General features: G+C 51.9%; 12 protein-coding genes. 9 read left to right on the forward strand and 3 right to left on the reverse strand.

Translation table 11 applies throughout. From position 1 onward, the window contains the following. Positions 1 to 7: 7 nt before the first annotated feature. The 5 genes from WBL42_RS05965 (at position 8) to WBL42_RS05985 (ending at position 3,172) form a co-directional block, all read left to right on the forward strand. Positions 8 to 580 carry an adenylate kinase gene (locus WBL42_RS05965; protein ID WP_424720349.1) on the forward strand — a complete coding sequence of 191 codons (573 nt, stop codon included), beginning with the start codon at positions 8 to 10 and terminating at the stop codon, positions 578 to 580. Positions 581 to 584: 4 nt separating this feature from the next. Continuing rightward, entirely contained in the window at positions 585 to 1,196 is a 612-nt protein-coding gene (locus WBL42_RS05970) for a DUF106 domain-containing protein (protein ID WP_424720350.1), read from the forward strand. Continuing rightward, positions 1,196 to 1,741 carry a (d)CMP kinase gene (gene cmk / locus WBL42_RS05975; RefSeq protein ID WP_424720351.1) on the forward strand — a complete coding sequence of 182 codons (546 nt, stop codon included), beginning with the start codon at positions 1,196 to 1,198 and terminating at the stop codon, positions 1,739 to 1,741. The genes WBL42_RS05970 and cmk overlap by 1 nt, the downstream gene beginning before the upstream one ends. Before the next feature lie 115 nt (positions 1,742 to 1,856). After that, complete coding sequence (locus WBL42_RS05980; RefSeq protein WP_424720352.1) at positions 1,857 to 2,279, forward strand: GNAT family N-acetyltransferase; 423 nt, start codon at positions 1,857 to 1,859, stop codon at positions 2,277 to 2,279. Continuing rightward, the gene (locus tag WBL42_RS05985) at positions 2,279 to 3,172 is read left to right on the forward strand and encodes a DUF2156 domain-containing protein (protein ID WP_424720353.1); all 894 of its coding nucleotides are present in this window, start codon (positions 2,279 to 2,281) and stop codon (positions 3,170 to 3,172) included. Before WBL42_RS05980 ends, WBL42_RS05985 begins: the two co-directional genes overlap by 1 nt. 41 nt (positions 3,173 to 3,213) lie before the next feature. On the opposite strand, the gene WBL42_RS05990 is transcribed toward WBL42_RS05985, so the two are convergent. Then, positions 3,214 to 3,807, reverse strand: coding sequence for a MarC family protein (locus WBL42_RS05990; protein WP_424720354.1), 594 nt, complete (start codon positions 3,805 to 3,807; stop codon positions 3,214 to 3,216). A 206-nt stretch (positions 3,808 to 4,013) separates the two neighbouring features. Between WBL42_RS05990 and WBL42_RS05995 the strand changes: the two genes are divergently transcribed. The 4 genes from WBL42_RS05995 to WBL42_RS06010 all read left to right on the forward strand — a co-directional run bounded on the left by WBL42_RS05995 (position 4,014) and on the right by WBL42_RS06010 (position 6,869). Next, positions 4,014 to 4,619: a rubredoxin gene (locus WBL42_RS05995; protein WP_424720355.1), complete on the forward strand. Its 606-nt coding sequence runs from the start codon at positions 4,014 to 4,016 to the stop codon at positions 4,617 to 4,619. A gap of 168 nt (positions 4,620 to 4,787) precedes the next feature. Then, positions 4,788 to 5,243 (forward strand): hypothetical protein, encoded by a 456-nt coding sequence (locus WBL42_RS06000; RefSeq protein WP_424720356.1) that lies wholly within the window; start codon positions 4,788 to 4,790, stop codon positions 5,241 to 5,243. 158 nt (positions 5,244 to 5,401) lie between these two features. Beyond that, the gene (locus WBL42_RS06005; protein WP_424720357.1) at positions 5,402 to 6,070 is read left to right on the forward strand and encodes a hypothetical protein; all 669 of its coding nucleotides are present in this window, start codon (positions 5,402 to 5,404) and stop codon (positions 6,068 to 6,070) included. 172 nt (positions 6,071 to 6,242) lie between these two features. Further along, on the forward strand, positions 6,243 to 6,869 hold the full coding sequence (locus WBL42_RS06010) for a tetratricopeptide repeat protein (protein WP_424720358.1): 627 nt from the start codon (positions 6,243 to 6,245) through the stop codon (positions 6,867 to 6,869). A gap of 352 nt (positions 6,870 to 7,221) precedes the next feature. Here WBL42_RS06010 and mtrH read toward each other — a convergent pair whose 3' ends face one another. Both mtrH and mtrG read right to left on the reverse strand, forming a co-directional pair. Then, positions 7,222 to 8,259, reverse strand: a complete 1,038-nt coding sequence (mtrH, locus tag WBL42_RS06015; RefSeq protein ID WP_424720359.1) for a tetrahydromethanopterin S-methyltransferase subunit H — start codon at positions 8,257 to 8,259, stop codon at positions 7,222 to 7,224. A gap of 17 nt (positions 8,260 to 8,276) precedes the next feature. Next, a partial coding sequence (gene mtrG / locus WBL42_RS06020) for a tetrahydromethanopterin S-methyltransferase subunit MtrG (protein ID WP_424720360.1) occupies positions 8,277 to 8,623 on the reverse strand: 347 nt, incomplete at its 5' end.

An 8,623-nucleotide genomic window follows, 5' to 3' on the forward strand; every position in this document is an offset into this window, starting at 1 on the left:
ACACTGAATGGAAGGAAAAAAGGTCATCATCACCGGTGTACCGGGTGTCGGTAAGACAACGGTAGTCAACGAAGCATTAAAAAAATTACAGGAAGAAGGTATCGGGTACAAGTCGATCAACTTCGGCACCTTCATGTTCGAGGTTGCCAGGAACGACAAGGTTGTGGAGAACCGCGACCAGATGCGTACCCTGGATCGCGCGGTCCAGAAACGGCTCCAGCAGCGGGCTGCCCAGGCAATCGCCCAGGTCTCGGGGAATGTGCTGATCGATACCCATGCCTCGGTAAAAACACCCAAGGGCTATCTTGCGGGGCTTCCCGAATGGGTGCTCCGCGAGCTGATGCCTGACATTATCGTGCTCGTTGAAACGGACGATGACCAGATCCTCATGCGTCGTCTCTCTGATGATACCCGATCGCGGGACAAGGAAGGTGCCCGTTCAATCGCGGAACACCAGCAGTTCAACCGGTCCATGGCGGCGGCATACGCCATGATGACCGGGTGTACCATACGTATAATCACAAACGCGGATTTTCTGCTCGAGCGCTCATCGACCGAGCTTGCCGACGTACTCCGGTGAAGTCATGAATTTCGGTAAGATCTGGGATCAGTACGGCATCTGGCTCACGTTCGGCTTCATGTTCCTCATGATGTATACCTACACGGTCCCATGGCTGCGCCAGGATGTCGGGCAGAGCTTGGATGCGGCCTTTGCACCGATTGTGGTGGGTTTCGGGATCCCGTTCTTCATCCTGATCGTGATCCTCTCCGGTCTCACCGGTCTCTACTCATCGATTGTACAGAAATACACGATCGATTATGAGAAGATGACCGATTCGCAGGAGCGGATGAAGGAGTTCCAGGCGGAATACCGCGAAGCCCAGCTCTCCCAGGACGAGAAAAAGATCAAGAAGCTGGAAGCCAAGAAAGACCGGGTGATGAAAGAACAGCTTGAGATGTCCCAGGAACAGTTCAAGCCGATGGCGATCATCCTGATTCTTACCGTTCCGATCTTCTTCTGGCTGCTGTACCGCCTGAACGAGATCCAGACTTCCATTACCATGCCGTACCTGGGCACCCATAACCTGCACGAGGCAGTAATCTGGGTCATTCCCGCATGGATGCTGTGGTATATGATCTGTTCCATCACGCTGAGCCAGGTGATCCGGAAATCCCTGAATATCGGGGGTCTCTGATGCGCATCACCGTGAGCGGGTTGCCCGGGAGCGGGACAACCTCTCTCTCACGGTACCTCGCAGAACGCCACGGCTACTCCATGATCTCTGCCGGCGAGGTCTTCCGCCAGCTGGCAAAAGAGCACAACATGGAGCTTGCGGAATTTGGCGAACTTGCGAAAAAAGATGCATCATTCGATAAGATGATCGATGCCCGCCAGAAAGAGATTGCCCGGGAGCGGGACAATATCATCGTTGAAGGCAGGCTCTCCGGCTGGATGGTGGACGATGCCGATCTCAGGATCTGGCTCTACGCCCCGATCGGTTGCCGTATCAACAGAATTGTGTTCCGGGACCAGGTGACTGATGAAAAAACCGCGGAACAACTGACGCTCGAACGCGAGCAGTGTGAATCTGACCGGTACCGTTCCTATTATTCTATCAATATCGGAGACCTCTCCATCTACCATATCATCCTGAACTCCGAGCACTGGTATGTGGAAGGGCTGGGGGCGATCATCGATACCGCCATCGAACGGATGAAAACCGGCGAAACCTCAGGGTAACCGGTGCCGTTAATAATCTACAGAACCACTGATTCCCCCCTCCTTTGCAGGTGCCTGCATCCAGAGGTTTTTTTCATAAGGACGTATGTAACAAATATACGTGAGTGTAACCGCGATGGAAGAAGACGTCCTCATCCGGCTTGTGGATTCATGGGATGAAGATGACATCGTCCGCCTGTATCGCGCCGGCAGGTGGTGGAAGGACGAGTACGATCCGCGAAGTATCAATGGCCTGATACGAGGCAGTTTTGCATTTGCCGTTGCGATCCACCCGGCGTCAGGGGGTGCCATTGGCATGGGCAGGATTATCTCAGACGGCGTATCAGATGGCTATCTCCAGGATCTCGTGATCCTTCCGGAATTCCGGCACAAGGGGATCGGGAGACAACTCGTTACAGTACTGATAAAAAAATGCCGGGATGCCGGAATCTCGTGGATCGGCCTCATCGCGGAGCCTGATACGGAGATCTTTTACCAGCCGTTCGGCTTCCGTCGCATGGAGGGACACATCCCCCTGATACTTTCCGGTGATCCGTGATGCTGAGCCAGGAGGATTTCAAACCCGTAACGCTTGCGGACAGGACGTTTTTTGAACAGCACTATGCCCTTTACCCGCAGGTGCATTCGGACAATACGTTCACGAATATGGTCTGCTGGAACCACTACGCCCAGTATACCTACGCATTTGTGGAGAAAAATATCATCCTCGCCAGCACCATTGACAACACTACCAGGTTCCGCCCACCCATCGGGCCCCGGAACCCGACCCTGCTCCGCGCTCTTATACGGCTGGCCTCCGATGTCAGCGACAATGAACCGATCGTCCTGATCGATCCGGAGACCGCGCTCTGGATGCGGGAGGTGTGCCCGGGGATAAACCTGGTGCCTGACCGCAACCATTTCGAATACGTCTACCGCGCGACTGACCTTGCAGAACTTCCCGGTAAAAACTATCTTACTATCCGCCGCCAGATCAACAAGTTCCGGAAAAACTGCACCAACGTTGTCGAACCGATCTCGAAAGAGAACTGGGAGGACGTGAAACGGTTCCTCATTGAATGGTGTGAATGGAAAGGATGTGAGGGCGACCCGGTCCTTGCCCATGAGAAGGAAGCGGTCTTTTTCGCTTTGGACCACTTTGACCAGCTTCCGGTTAGGGGCCTCATTATCCGGGTATTCTCCAAAGTTGGTGCGATCAGCCTGTTCGAGCCTATGAATAACGACACGGCTCTCGTGCATTTTGAGAAAGGTCTGCCCGATTGTGAAGGCATTTACAAGGCAATTAATAACGAGGCAGCAGTTCGTCTGGCAAAAAAATTCACCTATATCAACCGGGAGAGCGATCTCGGTGTGCCGGGTCTCCGCGAGGCAAAATTGCGGTACCACCCTCACCACATGGTGGAGGTCTATTCGATGAAACGGGATTCCTGAAATATCACGACGAAGCGGTATTTTAAAAAACTGGACGCATTTTAATGGGTCACGGCGAGGGCCAATATGCCGGCCGTGATGATCTTGACAGCAATAGCCGCCACGAGCATGCCGAGGACTTTTCCCATGATATCGGTAATAACTTCGCCAAGTATGCGCTGGATCAGTTCAGAATAGTACAGGATGATCCATGTGGCAAGGAGTGACAAAGTGATCGCAATAAAGGGAATCAGGATCCCGTAGTCCTTTGAGAGGAGCATGACTGTTGTGATAGTTCCCGGCCCGCAGAGAAGCGGAGTGCCGATGACCACTCCTGCCGCTGTCTTGGCATGCTCCTTGCAATGACCGATCTCTATCCCGAGTGTCATCTGGATACCCAGAAGGAAGAGCAGGAATCCCCCGGCGATCTGGAAACTGGGCAGGGTCAGCCCGAGGATACCAAAGATCGTTGTGTTGAAGATCAGGAACAGGTACATCAGGCTGCCGGCCACGGCCACGGCGATGAACGCCTGTTTGTGAATCTCCACGGCAGTCTGGCCTTTTGTCATGCCCGCAAAGATCGGGACAGAGATGAGCGGATCAAGTATGATGAACAGCGTCGCAAATGAGTAGAGGATGCCGGGAAGGAAGTCCATTGTAGTCTGATCAGAATTATACGTTCTGTTCGGGGATAAAAATACCGGATCTCCGGCATTCGTGACCAGATCGGGCCATGACGTTAGTACCTGGCACTTTTCTTGTGAGTTGCATCATCCATAATATATAATAGCCGGCACCGTCCATGTTCCAGTAGAGCGGTTCATGCCCACGCTGTCCGGGAATGCCGCACGGGAGAAGTTTCATGGCAAAAGCACTACCAGCATCGAAAACGGGTGGTACCAAAAAATCTGCCCCGGCTATAGCACAAAACAGGACGAGCTCTGCGGCTCTCAAGAAAACCGCAGCTGCGATAACGGCTCCAGTAAAAAAAGCGAAAGCTCCGGCACGGAAGGCAGCCCCGGTAAAAAAGAGCATAGCTGCTCAGCCCAAAAAACCGGTAAAAAAATCGCCGGCGAAAAAAGTGTCAAAGGATATGACCAGATACCGCTGCAAGCTCTGCGGGTACATCTACTCGCCGCTCCGCGGCGAACCACATAACGGTATTCCTGCAGGTACAGCATTTGAGGATCTGCCTGACGACTATGTGTGCCCGGTCTGCGGCCAGGATGGAAAAGGCCGGATTGGTAAATGGGGATTTGATGAGTGGCGGCCGACCAGGTACATCTGTTCGATGTGCAATTATGTATACGATGAAAAGCGCGGGGAACCTCACCGCGGGATAAAACCGGGAACGAAGTTTGAAGATCTTCCGGATGATTACGTCTGCCCGGTCTGCGCCCTTGACCCCAAGATCCGCGTCCAGTTTGGCAAGGTCTTAAAACAGGGATTCGAACCGCTCAATACTTAAAAAAAATTCCCGATTTTTAATCAATTTTCCACACATACCAGCTACATGGTACCGCTTGACCACAGTTATTTTCTACAGAAAAACGCACGATCTTATAACCTTTCACATCCATGCTTTGAATGTAATCGCGCACGTTTTTACGGTGCGGACCTTATATGGGGCAAGGATATGCAGGGTATACAGGATCCCACACTTTTCCAGAAGCAGCAGGCTCTGGCACGGTTCCTGAACGTGGATCCCGATTCACTCGCGGCATCAAGGGGATCCCTGTATGGTTTCAAGGCATTTTTCCACGGGAATAATGAAGCCTATCTGGTCCTGACGGACGCAGAAGCGACAACAGCAGCGGAACATGCGGTATCGGAAAAACTCTGGTTCATCTGCCTTGAGACCCTGTTCGCCTATTTCGATATTGATGCGTACCCTTCGGATGTCCTCGGGCGGATGAAGACCAAGGAGATCCGCCGGGTAAATGACGAGATCAAGACGCTCCTCCATAATACATCCGGGATGCCCGCACTCCAGCAGAAGATGCTCTCATGCGGCAACCGGAAGAACCTGCTCGCAGATTACGACCAGGCCGAATATTTCCATAACGGGTACTTCATTTACCGGCTGTACTAATTTCCCCGCCTAATTTTTTGAGAATTTTCGCCGGATATTTATCATTTTCATCTCTTAAAGGAGACTTGTCGTTTTGGCCCGCAAATCTATAAACCTGCCGGCAGTTTAGTTTAGTGTTAGTGATGCAAATGTCCCGATCTTGTTTCTCCTGTGTGAATGTGGCTGGTGTAATCTTTCTCGTATGTCTGTTTGCCAGCCTTGTTGTTTCACCCGCAGCCGGATATGCGTATAGCCAGACAACCCAAACTTTCGAAGGGTATCTTGGGGACACGATTGATCTCAGCGGCCCGTCGTATAACAGCAAAGAGGTATACCTCTTCCTGACCGGACCCGGCCTGCCGGATGATGGTGTTACCCTTACCGACACATCTAAACTGGCAGCCCAGGGACAGTTTACTATGGTCGATGTCGACAGTAACCAGCAGTGGTCTGTGAAATGGGACACCTCACGGATTGAGAACAATATCGATCCTGGCACCTACACTGTGTACGTAGTGAATGCACCGGTTGACAAATCCAATCTTGCAGGCCATAGTTATGATACAGTGAGTGTTTATCTTAAGGATCCCGGGAACTTACATCAGGGTAGTGTCAGTACAAGCTATACACTCCATCCCGGAAGTCTGACCGATGATACGGTGGTCGCAACGACCGTCATTACTACTGTACCCCCGACAACGACGGTGCCGGATACAGCAACCTCAACCCTCCCGCCAACAACAATGATTACCAGTACCCCCACACAAAAGTCTGCGTCCCTGCCGTGGGCGGCACTCCTGTGCGTGGCTGGCATCGGATTAGTCCGGGTTTTTTCCCGGAAGGATTGAACTACGGGCGGTTGTTCTATCCCTCTCCTTTTAATAAAATAATTTCTTATTGAACTTCCCCCGTACTGGTCACGCTTGTCCGGTTTCACCCTTCACCAGAAGGATCGGTATAAATTTCAGGAGAATCTGGAAGGTATTATCATACTCATGGGTGAATGGTAATATGAGTGGTATGGACATCCCTGCGGTACTGGACAACGCGCACCACCTCATGAAGGTCGGGCGTTATGACGATGCGATCTCCCTCTATGACCAGGTCCTGGAGGTCAACGGGAATAACACCGTAGCGCTTGAAAACAAGGGCAAGATCTATTATTATCTCGGCAGGCACGAAGACGCGATTGCCTGTTATGACAAGGCGATTGCTATCAACCCGAACCTTATCACTGTATGGTTCGAGAAAGGGTACACGTTCCGGAAGATACACCGGTACGAAGAATCGATCGCGTGCTTTGAACACGCTCTCGCCATCGACCCGGAATATACCTTTGCCCTCGCCAACAAGGGATATTCGCTCAACGAACTCGGGAGATATGCCGAAGCGATCATATGTTTTGACGAGATCCTCGAGGCAAGCCCGAACAACATCCGTGCCATGACATCGAAAGGAATTGCCCTACGGGAACTGGGAAGGAACGAGGAAGCGCTGGCCAATTTCGAGAAGGCGATCGGGTTCAACCCGATCAACTCCTTTGTCTGGTATAACAAGGCGATTGCCCTGCGCAATCTCGGGCGATCAAAAGAAGCCGATGAAGCGATCAGGATCGTGAATTTCCCGCAGGGAACCGGGAAACGGTGAAAATCCATGAGGATCGTATCGGTGAATATTTTTTTAGTAATTCTTTGATACTTTGAAGCAGGTTCAATTTTAATTCGCAGTATATCGTGCGATCCCGGAAAGTTGCAGAATTTCTCTTCAGCTCTATGCAGACTTGCGTATTTTTCGTGGGTCGGTAAACGTGGAATGATCAATAAAAGTTCTTTTCGCTTTTCGAAATGCACAACGTGTTTTTTGCAAAGTCGAAGAACTCAGATAAATCCTTTCCCAACTCGAGTTTCACTTACGGAATTCAATCGCAATTCGAAGAATTCTGATGAGTTCTTCTCCAGCTCGAATCCCGTTTCTCGCGAGATTCTTCTAAAAAAAAGATTTAGATAAGTTTGAAGATTGGGTGGCTTTCTGATTTGCACTCGATCCCGAGCTGGCGGGTTGCCTCAAGGACGGTGATGTCCGTGTAGGCCTGTGCGGTGATCATTGCTTCTACGTTCTCGATAGGTCCGTACATGATAAGGTCTGCACCGAGGGTGCTTGCAATCATGTTGCAGCCGATGTCGGGTGCTGACCATGCTGCCTGCTTGATGCCTTCGATACCGCCGAGGTAGTGGTGGGACATCTGTTTCAGGAGCACATCCTTGCCCTCGTACCCTGCTGCGAGTACGGATGGGGTCTTGCTCGTTCCCTTCCAGCGCTTGAGCCAAGTCCAGGAGACGGTCATGTTGTGGTATGCACCACCGGTCGGGTAGCCGTGGATTGCCTTGCAGGCAAGGATCTCACGGTATGAGCCGCCGCTTCCGAGACCGAGCGGGGTTGCTGCAGTGTCGAGGATCGGGCGCTTGATACCGCAGTATTCTGCAATCTCCAGCATACCCTTGGTCTGTCCTGCAACGCCACCTTCTGTGAGCACTTTCTCCCTGCCAGTAACTGACGGGTCTGCAGGGTTGAATGCGAGGACAATGGCTGCATCCACATCGCTGTTCTTGAGTGCTTCGATGCTCTCCGGCTGGATCGAACCGTTGATCGAGTTGTAGATCGCACGGTGTGCAAGACCGACTTCGGTCACATACTTGCATGCATGGGCAAGTGCCGTTGGTACCGATGAGTCCATTAAGAACGCGGTCTTGTTGTCGATTGAGTCGAACCAGTTGAAGTAGCTCTCAAATGCCTCGCCGTATTCCGCGATGATCTGGATGAAGTGCGGGATACCGGTTAAGTCAGAGAGAACCTGGCAGCGGTTCCAGAGAGCCTCTGCCTTTGCCTTGTCGATCGTACCCTTGTGGTCGTCAAGCACGCACTCGTGCTTGTTGTAGAAGATTGATGCACCCAGTACTGTCGGGTACTCACCGGGCTGTCCACCGATCTTCGTGCCGTTGAAGTCCCAGACACTCTGTTCTTTTTCAAATCTGAACATATTTTATTACACCTCCGTTATACCAATGCCATTAATTTCTGGTACAGGAACAGCAGCATAATAAATACGATAACGCCTGCCATGAGGCCGTACAGTATGCCGATATCCCGACCAATCTTTCGTCCAACACGCTGTGCAACCTCTGCATCCACGAACTCGATCTTCTTCTCGATCTTGTCGAGCCGCTTCTCGATTTCGAGGAACTGGGGGTTTGCACTTGCAGAGCCGACTTCCTGTCCGCCAGCTGCTTCCTTGACTTCGACGACGATAGCCTCAGCACCGAACGCGCCCGGGTCGCGGGCCTTGAGTTCGTTGATTTTGGCTTTGACAACGCCGACGTCTTCGGTTTCCATGATGTTGACGA

Origin of the sequence: Methanoregula sp. (assembly GCF_049686655.1) — an archaeon.
GTDB lineage: Archaea > Halobacteriota > Methanomicrobia > Methanomicrobiales > Methanospirillaceae > Methanoregula.

Bases quoted from the DNA above. Each gene is read 5' to 3' on its own strand.
- WBL42_RS05965 (WP_424720349.1), top strand. From the start codon at position 8: ATGGAAGGAAAAAAGGTCATCATCACCGGTGTACCGGGTGTCGGTAAG.
- WBL42_RS05970 (WP_424720350.1), top strand. From the start codon at position 585: ATGAATTTCGGTAAGATCTGGGATCAGTACGGCATCTGGCTCACGTTC.
- cmk (WP_424720351.1), top strand. From the start codon at position 1,196: ATGCGCATCACCGTGAGCGGGTTGCCCGGGAGCGGGACAACCTCTCTC.
- WBL42_RS05980 (WP_424720352.1), top strand. From the start codon at position 1,857: ATGGAAGAAGACGTCCTCATCCGGCTTGTGGATTCATGGGATGAAGAT.
- WBL42_RS05985 (WP_424720353.1), top strand. From the start codon at position 2,279: ATGCTGAGCCAGGAGGATTTCAAACCCGTAACGCTTGCGGACAGGACG.
- WBL42_RS05990 (WP_424720354.1), bottom strand. From the start codon at position 3,807: ATGGACTTCCTTCCCGGCATCCTCTACTCATTTGCGACGCTGTTCATC.
- WBL42_RS05995 (WP_424720355.1), top strand. From the start codon at position 4,014: ATGGCAAAAGCACTACCAGCATCGAAAACGGGTGGTACCAAAAAATCT.
- WBL42_RS06000 (WP_424720356.1), top strand. From the start codon at position 4,788: ATGCAGGGTATACAGGATCCCACACTTTTCCAGAAGCAGCAGGCTCTG.
- WBL42_RS06010 (WP_424720358.1), top strand. From the start codon at position 6,243: ATGGACATCCCTGCGGTACTGGACAACGCGCACCACCTCATGAAGGTC.
- mtrH (WP_424720359.1), bottom strand. From the start codon at position 8,259: ATGTTCAGATTTGAAAAAGAACAGAGTGTCTGGGACTTCAACGGCACG.